The following is a 13,461-nucleotide window of genomic DNA, read 5'->3' on the forward strand; positions in this document are numbered from 1 at the left end:
AGATGATGTCTTTCCTCCGCGCCGGCGCCGCCGCTCTCGCCATCACCGCCATGGCCGGCCTCCCCGCGGCTCAGGCCGACACGACGGCCGTGCCATTGATCGAGAGCGGCTCCAGCCTGCTCTACCCGCTCTTCAACATCTGGGTCGCCGCCTACGGCGCCACCCACCCGGGGGCCGACATCACCACCACCTCCACCGGCTCCGGCGCTGGCATCGCCCAGGCGATCAAGGGTCTGGTCAATATCGGCGCGTCCGACGCCTATATGTCCGATGCGATGATGAAAAAGAATCCCGGGATGCTCAACATCCCGCTGGCCATTTCCAGCCAGGCCGTCAACTATAATTTGCCGGGGGTTACCGGGCTCAAGCTGTCCGGGCCTATCCTCGCCGGCATTTATTCCGGCAAGATCACCAAGTGGAACGACCCCGCCATCGCCCAAGCCAATCCCGGCGTGAGCCTGCCAGACCATGTCATCATCCCCATCCACCGCCTTGATGGATCGGGCGACACCTTCATCTTCACTCAATATCTTTCCGAATCCGACCCGCAATGGGGTTCGACCATAAAATACGGCACGGCGGTCTCCTGGCCGGCTGTTTCCGGCGCGCTGGGGGCCAAGGGTAATTCCGGCATGCTGGCCGCCGCCAAGGCCAACCCGTATTCGATCGCCTATATCGGCATCTCCTTCGCCAGCCAGGCGGCTGAGGCCGGGCTCGGCCAGGCCGCGCTGCTCAACAAGGCCGGCAATTACCTCTTGCCCACGCCCGAGACGATCGGCGCCGCGGCCCAGAGCGTGGCCGATCATACCCCACCTGATGAACGTATCAGCATGATCTTCGCGGACGGCCCCCAATCCTACCCGATCGTCAATTACGAGTACGCCATCGTCAACAGCCATCAGCCCGCCGCCGCCATCGCCGCCGCGGTGCGGGATTTTCTGACCTGGGCGATCACCGAGGGCAACAGCCCGCAATACCTCAACAAGGTCCATTTCCTGCCTCTGCCGTCCGCCGTGGTGGAACTTTCCAAGGCCCAGATCGCCAAAATTCAGTAACGGATAAAAACCCGCCCTCTTCTGGTCGTTCCGGGAGGGCGGGACCGCTCATAGGTGAGCCATGACCCTCCGCCCCTTCCGCCTCGCCGTGCTCGGCCTCAGCCTGCTGATTCCCGCCGCGCTCTGCGCGGTCGTTTTGTTTCTGATTCTCTATTCCGGTCCGGCCATGATTTTCAATGGCCTGCATTTTCTGACGCAGGTTAACTGGAATCTGGGTGATTTATATGACGATCCGGTCGTGGTGCGGGGCATCCAGGTTCCCGCCGGGGCCAATTACGGCATCCTCGTTTTCGTCGTCGGCACGCTGGCCTCCTCCGCCATCGCCATTCTCATCGCCGTGCCCCTGGCCATGGGAGCCGCCATCTTCCTGGCCGAGATCATCCCGCCGCGCATCCGCCCGGTCCTCTCCATGCTGGTGGAACTGATCGCGGTGGTGCCCTCCGTCGTGTTCGGCCTGTGGGGCATCGCGGTGCTCATCCCGTTCATCGGCAGCCATCTTTCGCCGGATGGCAATGGGTACGGGCTGCTCGCGGCCAGCATCGTCCTTGCCCTGATGATTACGCCTATCATCGCCTCCACCCTGCTGGACGCGCTGATGCAGGTGCCGCGTGAAAACCGCGAATCCGCCTTCGCCCTGGGGGCCACGCATTTCGAGGTGGTCGGCAAGGTCATGCTGCCCATGGTGCGACCCACGTTAATCGGCGGCATCGTGCTGGCGCTTGGCCGGGCGCTCGGGGAGACGATGGCGGTGTTGATGGTCTCGGGCGGGGGCGTCAATATACTGCCCACCTCCCTCTTCTCGCCCATTTCCACCATCGCCTCCTTCGTCGCCGGGCAGCTGGACAGCGCGGAGGCCGATCCCACCAACATGTCGGTCCGCGCCTTGGCTGAAATCGCGCTCGTCCTGTTCATCATCACCCTGTTGGTGAATGCCGCCGCCAAACTTCTCACCTCCGGAGCTTTGCATGTCCGCAAGCGCGCTTAACGCCCCCCGCTCGGCCCTGGAAACGCGCCGGCTCATAACCAGCCGGATCGGCTGGGTTTTGTGCGGTATCGGTCTCGCTCTGGTGATCGCGCCCCTGCTGGATATCGTCGCCGTCGTGGCGTGGCGCGGCCTCTCGGCCTTCTCCCCCCATTTGTTCACGGAAAATACCACCGGTCCCAATGGCGGGCTGCTCAACGCCATAGAGGGCACGCTGCTCATCACGATCTTCGCCATGGTCATCGCCGTCCCGCTGGGGGTGGGGGCGGGCATCCATCTCTCAGAATACGGGAAAAACCGCCTGGGCAGCGCCATCCGCTTCATGTCGGACACGCTGACCGGCACGCCCTCCATCATCCTCGGCTATTTTTCCTATATCGTGCTGATCATCGGTTTCGGCTGGGGGTTCTCGCTCGCCGCCGCGGCGATCACCATCGCCATTCTCATCGTCCCCTATCTCGCCCGCATTACCGAGCTTGCCTTGCAGCAGGTTCCCAATTCTATGCGCGAGGCGGCCTATGCCCTAGGCGCGGGAGATGCGGCCGTGATTTTCAAGGTGGTGCTGCCGGCGGCCTCGTCCGGGGTGCTCACCGGCGCCCTGCTCGCTTTGGCCATCTCGGTAGGGGAAACCGCGCCGCTGATCTATACCGCCGGCTGGTCCAATTATGGCTGGGACGGGCGGTTCACCCATGAGCCGGTCGCCTATCTCACTTATGTGATCTGGACCTTCATCGACCAGCCGGACGCCAAATCCCATGCCCTCGCCTTCGCGGCGGCGTTCCTGGTCATGCTGGTGGTTCTGGCCATCAATATCGGCGTCAGGCTCACCCTGCGCCGGCGCGATCACGGTTAAATCCGGGGCCGTGCGCGCCATTGCCCGTAGAAACGCCGCCGCGCCGAGATCATGGCCCGTATTCTCGATTGAGGTGCCGCGCCCGCGAAAAATCAGGTTTCAGAGGCGGTCGATTTTCTCTATTGCTCGCCCATGCTCACCGATAAAGACAATTTGCTGCGCCGGCTCCACGCGTTGCGCAGCGAGCATCGCGATCTCGACACCGTGATTTCCCGCATCGGCGAGCAAGCGCCGGCCGACCAGCTGCACCTGCAACGGCTGAAGAAACGCAAGCTGGCGCTAAAAGACGAAATCTCGCGGCTGGAAAGCCGGCTGATCCCGGATTGGACGGCATGACCCAGCCTCTCGTCGGGATTATCATGGGCAGCCGCTCGGACTGGCCGGTCATGGAGCACGCCGCCCGGATTCTGGAAACGCTCGGCATCGCCCATGAGGCCAAGGTGGTATCGGCCCACCGCACCCCGGCGCGGCTCTACGCTTACGCCACCTCCGCCGAGGCCAGGGGACTCAAGCTCATCATCGCCGGCGCGGGGGGGGCCGCGCATCTGCCGGGCATGGCGGCGGCCATGACCAATCTGCCCGTGCTCGGCGTGCCGGTGGCCGCCACGGTATTGCAGGGGCAGGACAGCCTGCTCTCCATCGTGCAAATGCCGGGCGGGGTGCCGGTGGCCACCTTCGCCATCGGCAAGCCCGGCGCTGTCAATGCCGGGCTATTCGCCGCGTCCGTCCTGGCCCTCGCCGACCCGGCCCTGGCGGCGCGGGTGGCGGCGCTGCGGGCCGAGCAGAGCGCGAGCGTGCCGGAAGACCCGGCATGATCCAGCCGGGCGGGGTGATCGGCATCATCGGCGGCGGGCAGCTTGGCCGGATGTCCGCGATGGCGGCGGCGCGGCTCGGCTTTCTCGTCCATATCTACTCGCCGGAGTCCGGCTCGCCCGCCGCCCAGGTGGCGGCGCGGCACAGCATCGCCCCCTATGAGGATCTGGAGGCGTTGCGGCGCTTCGCCGAGGCGGTGGACGTCATCACCTTCGAGTTCGAGAACCTGCCTGCCCAGGCCCTGGCCCTGCTGGACAGCCTTAAGCCCGTGCGCCCGGGGCCACGCATCCTGGCCATCAGCCAGGACCGCCTCCTGGAAAAAAGCTTTCTCAACGAGGCGGGACTTGCCACCGCCCCCTGGGCGAGGGTCGAGAGCCTGGAGGATTTGCGCGAGGCCGCCGCGCGCTTCGGCCTTCCCGCCGTGCTGAAGACCACGCGGCTCGGCTATGACGGCAAAGGCCAGGCGGTGCTGCGCTCAGAGACGGATCTAGCGCCCGCCTTCGCCCGGTTGTCTCCCAAGCCCCTGGTGCTGGAAGGCTTCGTGGATTTCGCGGCCGAGATTTCCGTAATGGCCGCGCGCGGGCTGGACGGAACGATCCGCTGCTTCGATACGGTGGAGAACCGCCACCGCCACCATATCCTGGACATGACGCTCGCCCCGGCCCCGTTGCCGCCGGACTGCCTCGCCATGGCGGAGGAGATGGCCCGCAAGCTGGCGGCGCGGCTGGAGTTGGTGGGCATCCTCGGCCTGGAGATGTTCGTGACGGCGGATGGCCGGGTGCTGGCCAATGAAATCGCCCCCCGCCCGCATAATTCCGGCCATTGGAGCATGGATGCCTGTCCCTGCGGCCAGTTCGAGATGCATATCCGCGCCGTCGCCGGGCTGCCCCTGCCGCCCGCCACCCGCCATTCCGACGCGGTGATGAAAAACCTCATCGGACCGGAGGATATGGCCCTCTGGCCGCGCATCCTCGCCACGCCGGGGCTCATTCCCCATCATTACGGCAAGCGCGAGGCCCGGCCCGGCCGCAAGATGGGGCATTACAACCGGCTCTTTCCCAAAGGGGGGCTGCCGGGAGAATTCGGCATCGAAGCCGCGCTAATCTTAAAGGAGATCTAAATGGACCAGGAGACCGTCTCGCTCCAACCCCGCATGGATGTGGCGGAACTCACCGCCTTTCTTGACGCGGCCTTTCCAATGCACACGCGGCAGACCCTGGGCGAGGTCGTCAGCATCGCACCGGAAGGGCTGCGGATGCGGCTCGACCCTACCCCCAGCATGGCGCGGCCCGGCAATATCGTCTCCGGACCAACCCTCATGGCCCTGGCCGATTGCGCCGCCTATCTGGTGATCGCCGCGTTCAACGGGCCGGAAGCGATGGCGGTGACCAACGCGCTCTCCATTTCCTTTTTGCGCGCCTGCCGGTTCGAGCCGATTTTCGTGGATGCCCGCCTACTCAAGCTGGGCCGCCGCCTCGCCAGCGCCGAGATCAGAATCTGGCAGCGAAGCGAGGACCGGCTGATTGCCCATTCCACCGTCGGCTATGCCCTTCCCTGAGTCCGGGAAGCCGGGCGGGGCCTGCCAGCGCGGCACCGCCAGATAGGCGAGCCGCTTGGTCTCCCGCCGCCCGCGCGCGACGGAATCGAGGATCAGCCCGCAGGTGAAGGAAAGCATCGCCACCATCACCAGCCCGGTGGCGAGCACCGCCGTGGGCAGGCGCGGCACCAGCCCGGTTTGAAAGAAGGTCACCAGCACCGGCAGGGCGATGAGCAGCGCCAGCACCAGCAGTACCAGCCCGGCGAGGGAGAAGAATTGCAAGGGCCGTTCCTCTTTCACCAGCTTGATGATGGTGTTGAGAATCCGCCAGCCATCCGAATAGGTGCGCAGCTTGGAGACCGAGCCGGGCGGGCGCTCGCGGTAGCGCGTCGGCATTTCCGCCACCGGCATCAGCATGTCGAGGGCATGGATCGTGAACTCCGTCTCGGTCTCGAACCCCGAGGCGAGAGCCGGAAAGGTCTTCACGAAGCGGCGCGAGAACACGCGGTAGCCGGAGAGCATGTCCTGCACACGGTCGCCAAACACCATGCGCATCAGCCCGGAGAGCACGCGGTTACCGGCGCGGTGGCCGCGCCGGTAGGCGGCCATGCCCCGTCCGGCCTCCTCAACCCTGAGGCCGTTGACCATATCGAGCTGCTCTTCCAGCAGGCGGCGGACCATGGCGGGCGCGGCGGCGGCCTCGTAGGTGCCATCGCCATCCACCAGCACATAGGCATCCGCCTCCACATCCGCGAACATGCGCCGCACGACATGGCCCTTGCCTTGCAGGGTCTCGCCGCGCACCACCGCCCCGGCCGCCGCGGCGATGGCGCGGGTCCCATCGGTGGAATTATTATCATAGACGTGGATGACGGCGCCGGGCAGCGCCGCCCGGAACTCCCGCACCACCCCGGCGATGGTGGCCGCCTCGTTGAAGCAGGGAATCAGCACGGCGATGCGGGGCGAGGGATCAGGCGATTCGGTCAAGGGCGGCTCCGGCGCGAGCCTAGTCGCGATCCCCAGCGGCTGGCAATAACGCTATTCGATGGCGGCGCGAATGCCGGCCAGCACCGAGGCGCCGGGAATCATCAGCCCGTTCGGCGATTCGAAATGCGAGTTGAGAATGTTCCGGCCGCTGACGAACAAGGTAAAATGCCGGTCCAGCCGGTATTGCACATTCATGTTCACCACCGTGCCCGGGTCGGAGCTGCCGGTACCGGCGGGAAAGCCGCTATCGTCATAGAGGTAATCCGCGAAGCGCCCGGTATATTGCACTTGCGGGGTAAGGGAGAGAGCCGGGACCGGCCGGATGGTGGCGGAGACGCTGCCGGTATTCTGCGGCCGGCGCAGCAAAGCCGGGCCGTTATCATTCTGCACCGCCCTGGTATAGGTATAGGTGAATTCGGCGTTCAGCCATGAAGCGGGGTGGAAGATGAAATCGGTCTCCACGCCGTTCAGCGTCGCGCGGCCGATATTCTCCTCCATATAGCTGTAATCGGGCTGCTGCACGAATTGGATCAGGTCGCGCGCCTTCGTCCAGAAATAGGTGGCGGAAAGATCCGCGAAATCGGATTGCCCGAAGCCGGGGATGACGAATTCGGGGCCGATCTCCCAGCTCGTCGAATATTCCGGGCGAAGATTGGGATTGCCGCGATCGCCATAGCTGTCAACGTAATAGAGATCGAACAGAGACGGGGCATGAAAACCGGTGCCCACGGCGGCCTTCAGGCTGGCGTCGATCTCCGGCAGGGCCAGCACCGCGCCCGCCCGCCAGGTGATGGCGTGGCCAAAACTGGAAACCGAATCATCGCGCAGCGCGCCGGTGAGGGTGAGGCGGCCAAGCCAGGTGGTCTGCACGCCCAGATGCCCGGACCAGCTATGCTGGGAGCCGTGCGCCGTCTCAAGAAACGGATAGCCGAAGCTCGTCTCATTCACGGTGTCATCCGCCGTGTCGTTCATGTATTCCGCCCCGAACAGCAGATCGGACTGGGTGAGCGTGGCGGTGTCGGGCAGGCGGAGCGTGTTGTTCCACTGCGTATCCGCGCGGGTGCCATGATAGGTGTCGTGCGCGCTGGCCTGGTTGGGATCTTCCGCATCCAGCAGGTTGCTGTTGAACAGACGGTTTTGCTGCCAGGAGACGAAGAGATCGCTATGGAGACGGCCGTTCAGCCGGGTGGTGGTGACCCCGAATTTGGAAAAGAAATTATCATTATAGTCGTAATCATTGGGATCATCGTAAAGCGGGTAGGCCAGGTTGGGAAAGGCGGAATCCGTCGCCTGGGCGCGCAGGATGCCATAAACGCGCGTATCGTCGGGAAAGGTGTAGCCGAGCTGCAGCGAGCCCAGCCGCGTGCGGTACGGGTCCTGAACATTCTGGCGCAGCCCCTGCATGCGGGTCGGCACCGCGTCCCAGCCCGCCTCCTCGTCCACCGCACCGGTCAGCGCGTAATCCAGCGCCCCCCTCGTGCCGGAGAGGCTGGCGCTGCTCTGGCCCTGGGCGGGCCAGCCGCCCGCCGCCGTCACGCTGGCCTGGGTGCCGGCGGTGCCGCGCCGGGTGATGATATCGATGACGCCGCCAATGGCGCCGGAGCCGTAAAGCCCGGACATCGCGCCGCGAATCACCTCGATCCGCTGCACATCCTGCACGGACAGCGTGCCGAAATTGAACGCTCCGTTGGCATTGGAGGGGTCGTTCACCGGCACGCCGTCCAGCAGCACCAGAACATCCTCTGAATTCGTGCCGCGGATGAATACGCTGGCGGCATTGCCCGGCCCGGCCGATTGCACAACATTGAGCCCCGGCACACCTTGCAACGCATCCACCAGCGTGACATCGCCGCGCTCCTGCATCTGCCGGGCGGTCAACACGGTGACCCCCGCCGCCACCTGGTCCACCGGGGTGGCGACCCGCGTGGCCGAGACCGTGATCGGCACGCTGTTAACGGGAACGGGAACGGTCTGGGCCAGAGCGCAAGGCGCCAGAACGCTGGCGCAGACAGCACCTAGGGAAATGGATTTGAACATGGGATAAACCCCCATCGCATGACGTAACCGGCGACAGTGGCTCGGGGACTTTCAACCCCTTCATTGCCGGTTCACCCCGCCCGGAAACGCGCGAATGTCTCGATGCCGGCCGGTCTCCTGGCTCGCGGCGCCGCGCCGCCCCGCCTTCTCGCCGGTCCCGGCAATGGCCTGTGGGGCGGGCTTGCCGCTTACAGTTGCGGGGGCAGCCGCGGCGTTCCACCGCGTTCCCGTTTCAATCCGGTCACCCGGATCACCTGCATCTGCCCGTCACGTAACCGGATGGTTCCGTTCAGGCAAGGGGCAAAGCCGGGCGCGGCTGCAACAACACCAGATCATCGCGGTGAATCACCTCGTCCCGCCCGCGAAAGCCGAGCAGCGCCTCGAAATCCTCCGAGCGGTGCCCGGCGATGATGGCGGCATCGGCGCTGGAATAGGCGGCGAGCCCCCGGGCGATGCGCCGCCCATCCAGCGTCATCACATCCACCGGGTCCCCGCGCTCGAACACGCCTTGCACCTGCCTTATCCCCGCAGGCAGCAGCGATGAGCCCTTGGCGAGGGCAAGGGCCGCCCCCTCATCCACCACGAGCGCTCCCGCCGGCGCCAAATGCCCGGCGATCCAGTTCTTGCGGGCGGAGCGGCCTTCCGGCGCCGGCATGAACCAGGTGCATTTCACCCCGGCCAGCATGGCCGCGAGCGGTCGCTCCCGCCTGCCCAGGGCAATGGCCATGGCGCAGCCCGCCTGGGTGGCGATACGCGCCGCCTCCAGCTTGGTGCGCATGCCGCCGGAGGAATAGCCGGGCGGCGGCTCGCCCCCCATGGCCATGATCTCGGGCGTCAGCGTCTCCACCACGGGAATATGGGTGGAATGCGGATCCTTGCGCGGATCGGCGGTGTAAAGCCCGTCGATATCGGAGAGCAGCACCAGCGCGTCCGCCTGCATCATCTCCGCCACGCGCGCGGCCAGGCGGTCATTATCGCCATAGCGGATCTCGGCGGTGGCCACCGAATCGTTCTCATTGATCACCGGCACGCACCCCAGCGAGAGCAGGGTGGAGAGAGTGGCGCGGGCGTTGAGATAGCGGCGGCGGTTCTCCGTATCCCCCAGGGTGATCAGCAATTGCGCGGCGACCAGCCCTCGTTCCGCCAGGGTTTGCGCCCAGGCCTGGGCGAGCCTGATCTGGCCGACGGCGGCGGCGGCCTGTTTTTCATCCAGGCGTAATCTGGTTCCGCTCAGGCCAAGCTGACGGCGGGCGAGGGCGATGGCGCCGGAGGAGACGATGATCACCTCCTTCCCCTGCCCTGCCAGCTCCGCGATATCCTGGGCGACGCCGCGCAGCCAGGCCTCGCGCGGCCCAGCCGTCTGCGGATCGACGATGAGGGCGCTGCCGATTTTCACGACGACGCGCCGGGCCGTTTTAAGCGAGGGCGTCATGCCCGGCCCGCGCGGCTTTGGTCTCGTTGATGACATCCTGAAGAGCGCGCAGCACTTCCGGCACGCCGGCACCGGTGACCGCGGAGATCGCCATCACCTTGGCCCCGGAGGCTTTGGCCAGCGCCGCCTTGCGGCTCGCCAATTCGCGCGGGGTCATCGCATCGGCCTTGTTCAGCACCACGATCTCGGGTTTCTCGGCCAGCCCGCCTCCATAGGCTTCCAGCTCGGCGCGGATGGTACGCCAAGCCTCCACCACATGGCCCGCCGCGCCATCTATGAGATGCAGCAGCACCGCGCAGCGCTCGACATGGCCAAGAAACCGGTCGCCCAGCCCCGTGCCCTCATGCGCGCCCTCGATCAGGCCGGGAATATCCGCCAGCACGAAGGATTCGGCCATATTCAGCCGCACCATGCCCAGCTGGGGGTGGAGCGTGGTGAAGGGGTAGTCCGCGATCTTCGGGTTGGCCCCGGAGACGGATTTGAGAAACGTGGATTTCCCCGCATTGGGCAGGCCCACCAGCCCGGCATCGGCGATGAGCTTGAGCCGCAGCCAGACCCAGCGCTCCTCGCCCGGCCACCCTTTATCGGAACGGCGCGGGGCGCGGTTCGTCGAGGTTTTATATCTGGCATTGCCAAACCCGCCATCCCCGCCCTTCAGCAGCACGATGCGCATGCCCGGCTTGTCCAGATCCGCGAGCATGGTCTCGCGGTCTTCATCGAAAATCTGCGTGCCGACCGGCACCTTGATGACAAGGGTTGGCGCGGCAGCCCCGGTGCGGTCCGACCCCGCGCCATTGCCGCCCTTTTTGGCGCGAAAATGCTGGGTGTAACGGAAATCGATCAGCGTGTTGAGATTCTCCACCGATTCGAAGACGATATCTCCGCCGCGCCCGCCGTCACCACCATCCGGCCCGCCGAATTCGACATATTTTTCCCGGCGGAAGGCGGTAACGCCATCGCCGCCATCGCCCGATTTCAGATAGATTTTCGCTTGATCCAGAAACTTCATGTCGCAAGGCTCGCAATAAAAAAGCCGGCACGCGCCGGCTTCTTAAGGGGCGGCGCCCGTCCGCGTGTTATTCGGCGGCCTGAGCCACCGGCTGCACGGAGACATGCACGCGGTCATCCGCCTTACGCTGAAACACGACCTTGCCATCCACCAGCGCGAACAGCGTGTGGTCGCGGCCCACTCCGACATTGGAGCCCGGCTTCACCTTGGTGCCACGCTGGCGAACGAGGATGTTGCCGGCGGTGACCGCCTGGCCGCCCGCCTTCTTCAGGCCCAGACGCCGGCCCTCGGTATCGCGGCCGTTGCGGGACGAACCGCCTGCTTTCTTATGTGCCATGGGTGTGCTGCTCCTTTAAGCCGCGTTGATGGCGGAAACGCGCAGCACTGTCACATGCTGGCGATGGCCGTTTTTGCGGCGGCTATTCTGCCGGCGGCGTTTCTTGAAAATGATGACCTTGTCCAGACGGTCCTGAGCGATGACGGTGGCGGTAACGGTCGCCCCCGCCACCACGGGCGCGCCAAGCTTGAGCCCGCCCTCGCCGCCGACGGCGAGAACATCGGTGAACGTGACCGTGCTGCCGGCTTCCGCCTCCAGCTTCTCAACCTTCAGCACCGCGTCTGGCGTGACACGGTATTGCTTGCCGCCGGTGCGGATGACTGCGAACATGGTTTAATCCAATCAATATCGACACATAACCAAAAGCGCGGCCGGGAATTCCCAGCCACGTGAGTGGCGCGTTATAGCCCGGCCCTCGCGGCTGTCAATGCCGCCATCCCAGGATGAGGGCGGCGTTTTGGGATGGCTGGTTGCTATGGGACGAAGCCTTGCCTATAAGCCGCCAACCTCCGGAGAGGTGCCAGAGTGGCCGATTGGGGCAGTCTCGAAAACTGTTGTGCGTGCAAGCGTACCGTGGGTTCGAATCCCACCCTCTCCGCCACTTCAGTCCCTGAGTGGGCACTGCGTTTACGCTACCGTTCGCCACAAGCGCCTGGAGTAGCCGGGACTTCGATCCCACGATGCGGACCTCGCCTTCGGCGACCTCGACGCGCTGGGCCAGCGCACGAAGATGGTCACGGCGGTAGCCGCCGCCTTCAAGGCGGATGCGTTGGCGCGCGGTGCGAGCGAACTTGCTCAACATTTGCGGCGTGACTGCTGCCTCCTGCTGGTCCTTTCTGACGGCTTCAGAGACCGGACAGAGCAACGATTCATTGTTGTGCAAGAGGGATTTGGGTGTCGTAGTAGTGTGGGGTACAGGGGGCGGTAAAAAGGACGGTTCTACACTCCGATGCTGCGGCCTCTGCCAAGGTCGATGCCGTGATTGAAAGCGAGTTCAAGCCCGAGTCGGCGGCCTGATTCGATCCCGATGCCGAGGTCTTTCTTGCGATTGGCGAGGATCGATTCAAGCTGCGGGTCGCGTTCGAGGCTTTTCGCCATGTCGCCCATCGCCGACCGCGTGACCTTGTAGCCGGCCATGTCGCCCGCCTGATACTGGCGCTGACTAGCCTGGCCGAGTTCGCGCCAGCGGTCCACGAAGCGGTCGGCGCGGCGCTGGGGATCGGTGCGCATCTCGGTTTCGAGCTGGAGGGCGCGGACGGCGCGGTTGACCCGACCCGTTGCCGCTTCCTGGGCCAGTTCCGGGTTCTTCTTGTAGGCGGCTTCGGCGTCGTGCGAGCCGTAGGGACGCACCTCCTCGAAGACCTTGCGGGCCTCCTGCAATTCTTTCACCTGCTCCGGGCTGGCCCTGCCGCCTTGCTCCTGCGTCTCGAAGATTGCATTGACGGCGCGGGCATGGCGGACGAGCGCCCGCGTGCGGGCGCGGCGCAACGCTTCCTCGGGGTCTTCCGCCACCTTCCTTTCCGGCGCCGCCCGTTCCAGCCCCAGTGTGCCATTGGCGGGCAGGCGCAGGCCGTCGAAGATGCCGCGCACCTTCTCCGGCGCCTGCTTGACGATCTCGACAACCCGCTCCACCCGCTCGCGGAAGGTGATGCCGCGCCGCTCGGCGTAATCCCGCGCCGGATCGAGCCGCTCGTAATCCGACGCCATATCCTTGGCCCGATCGCGCGACAGGGTGCGGACAAGCCGGGCCTCGTCCTTGAAGTCGTCACGGCCGTAATGAAGCTCGGCGCCGTCGCGATGACGGGACAGGCCGACATAGGCGCCGTGGCTGTCCATGCCGGGCGTCGCCAGTACATGCACCCGGTCCACGGTCATGCCCTGCGCCTTGTGGAGCGTGGCCGCGTAACCATGATCGACATGGGCATAGTCCTTGAGGTCGAACGACACGGCGCGGCCGGCATCGGTGCGGACGGTCATGCTCCGTTCGTTCACCTGCTCGATGGCGCCGAGCGTGCCATTCTTGACGCCAAGCCCGCGCTCGTTCTTCAGGAACATGAGACGGTCGCCAGTGGCGAAGGCGCGAGTTCCGCGCTCGACTTTCACCCGCATGTCATCGCCAAGCTCTCCCGCCGCGCGCATCCGGTCGCGCGCGGCCTCGTTCAGTTCGCGCACCTCGTCATTGGTGTGGGTGAGCATGATGTACAATAGCTCAGATTTAATCTGACATTTGGTTTTGGTTTTCGTAGGCTGGAGCCGGTGGGCGGGCGCGGTTTTCACCCAAGGCAGGAACCGCGTCCGCTCACCGGCGGAGACGGAGAACCAAGATGACGAAGGAACAGAAGATTATCCGCGCCAAGGTCGGCCTGCTGGAATTGGCCAAGCAGCTCGGCAATGTCAGCCAGGCGTGCAAGATGCTCGG

General features: G+C 65.3%; 14 protein-coding genes, 1 tRNA gene and 1 riboswitch. Of the genes, 8 read left to right on the plus strand and 7 right to left on the minus strand.

The genetic code is table 11. The annotated features are described in order from the left end of the window. Positions 1 to 2: 2 nt before the first annotated feature. The 7 genes from pstS (at position 3) to M7H45_RS06950 (ending at position 5,261) form a co-directional block, all read left to right on the plus strand. A complete protein-coding gene (gene pstS / locus M7H45_RS06920) occupies positions 3 to 1,055 on the plus strand; it encodes a phosphate ABC transporter substrate-binding protein PstS (RefSeq protein ID WP_298215570.1) in 1,053 nt (350 codons plus the stop codon). 61 nt (positions 1,056 to 1,116) lie between these two features. Further along, positions 1,117 to 2,040 carry a phosphate ABC transporter permease subunit PstC gene (gene pstC / locus M7H45_RS06925; RefSeq protein ID WP_298215545.1) on the plus strand — a complete coding sequence of 308 codons (924 nt, stop codon included), beginning with the start codon at positions 1,117 to 1,119 and terminating at the stop codon, positions 2,038 to 2,040. Beyond that, positions 2,021 to 2,890, plus strand: coding sequence for a phosphate ABC transporter permease PstA (gene pstA / locus M7H45_RS06930; RefSeq protein ID WP_298215547.1), 870 nt, complete (start codon positions 2,021 to 2,023; stop codon positions 2,888 to 2,890). Before pstC ends, pstA begins: the two co-directional genes overlap by 20 nt. A 132-nt stretch (positions 2,891 to 3,022) precedes the next feature. Next, positions 3,023 to 3,226, plus strand: a complete 204-nt coding sequence (locus tag M7H45_RS06935; RefSeq protein WP_298215548.1) for a YdcH family protein — start codon at positions 3,023 to 3,025, stop codon at positions 3,224 to 3,226. Continuing rightward, complete coding sequence (purE, locus tag M7H45_RS06940; protein WP_298215549.1) at positions 3,223 to 3,705, plus strand: 5-(carboxyamino)imidazole ribonucleotide mutase; 483 nt, start codon at positions 3,223 to 3,225, stop codon at positions 3,703 to 3,705. The genes M7H45_RS06935 and purE overlap by 4 nt, the downstream gene beginning before the upstream one ends. Next, positions 3,702 to 4,823, plus strand: a complete 1,122-nt coding sequence (locus tag M7H45_RS06945) for a 5-(carboxyamino)imidazole ribonucleotide synthase (RefSeq protein WP_298215550.1) — start codon at positions 3,702 to 3,704, stop codon at positions 4,821 to 4,823. Before purE ends, M7H45_RS06945 begins: the two co-directional genes overlap by 4 nt. After that, the gene (locus M7H45_RS06950; protein ID WP_298215551.1) at positions 4,824 to 5,261 is read left to right on the plus strand and encodes a PaaI family thioesterase; all 438 of its coding nucleotides are present in this window, start codon (positions 4,824 to 4,826) and stop codon (positions 5,259 to 5,261) included. Here the strand turns inward: M7H45_RS06950 and M7H45_RS06955 are convergent. The 6 genes from M7H45_RS06955 to rplU form a co-directional block, all read right to left on the minus strand. Continuing rightward, positions 5,157 to 6,227: a glycosyltransferase gene (locus M7H45_RS06955; RefSeq protein ID WP_298215553.1), complete on the minus strand. Its 1,071-nt coding sequence runs from the start codon at positions 6,225 to 6,227 to the stop codon at positions 5,157 to 5,159. The genes M7H45_RS06950 and M7H45_RS06955 overlap by 105 nt on opposite strands. Before the next feature lie 51 nt (positions 6,228 to 6,278). Beyond that, positions 6,279 to 8,264, minus strand: a complete 1,986-nt coding sequence (locus M7H45_RS06960; RefSeq protein ID WP_298215555.1) for a TonB-dependent siderophore receptor — start codon at positions 8,262 to 8,264, stop codon at positions 6,279 to 6,281. 89 nt (positions 8,265 to 8,353) lie between these two features. Beyond that, positions 8,354 to 8,537: riboswitch (cobalamin riboswitch) on the minus strand. Positions 8,538 to 8,553: 16 nt separating this feature from the next. After that, entirely contained in the window at positions 8,554 to 9,696 is a 1,143-nt protein-coding gene (proB, locus tag M7H45_RS06965) for a glutamate 5-kinase (RefSeq protein ID WP_298215557.1), read from the minus strand. Continuing rightward, positions 9,680 to 10,705, minus strand: coding sequence for a GTPase ObgE (gene obgE / locus M7H45_RS06970; RefSeq protein WP_298215558.1), 1,026 nt, complete (start codon positions 10,703 to 10,705; stop codon positions 9,680 to 9,682). The genes proB and obgE overlap by 17 nt, the downstream gene beginning before the upstream one ends. A 67-nt stretch (positions 10,706 to 10,772) precedes the next feature. Further along, on the minus strand, positions 10,773 to 11,042 hold the full coding sequence (rpmA, locus tag M7H45_RS06975) for a 50S ribosomal protein L27 (RefSeq protein WP_298215559.1): 270 nt from the start codon (positions 11,040 to 11,042) through the stop codon (positions 10,773 to 10,775). Positions 11,043 to 11,057: 15 nt separating this feature from the next. Then, the gene (rplU, locus tag M7H45_RS06980; RefSeq protein WP_298215561.1) at positions 11,058 to 11,372 is read right to left on the minus strand and encodes a 50S ribosomal protein L21; all 315 of its coding nucleotides are present in this window, start codon (positions 11,370 to 11,372) and stop codon (positions 11,058 to 11,060) included. 181 nt (positions 11,373 to 11,553) lie between these two features. Between rplU and M7H45_RS06985 the strand changes: the two genes are divergently transcribed. Then, positions 11,554 to 11,643 (plus strand) — tRNA-Ser (locus M7H45_RS06985). Positions 11,644 to 11,981: 338 nt separating this feature from the next. On the opposite strand, the gene M7H45_RS06990 is transcribed toward M7H45_RS06985, so the two are convergent. Next, positions 11,982 to 13,238 (minus strand): hypothetical protein, encoded by a 1,257-nt coding sequence (locus tag M7H45_RS06990; protein ID WP_298215563.1) that lies wholly within the window; start codon positions 13,236 to 13,238, stop codon positions 11,982 to 11,984. Between the last annotated feature and the right edge of the window lie 223 nt (positions 13,239 to 13,461).

The organism is Acidocella sp., from assembly GCF_027352905.1.
Lineage (GTDB): Bacteria > Pseudomonadota > Alphaproteobacteria > Acetobacterales > Acetobacteraceae > Acidocella.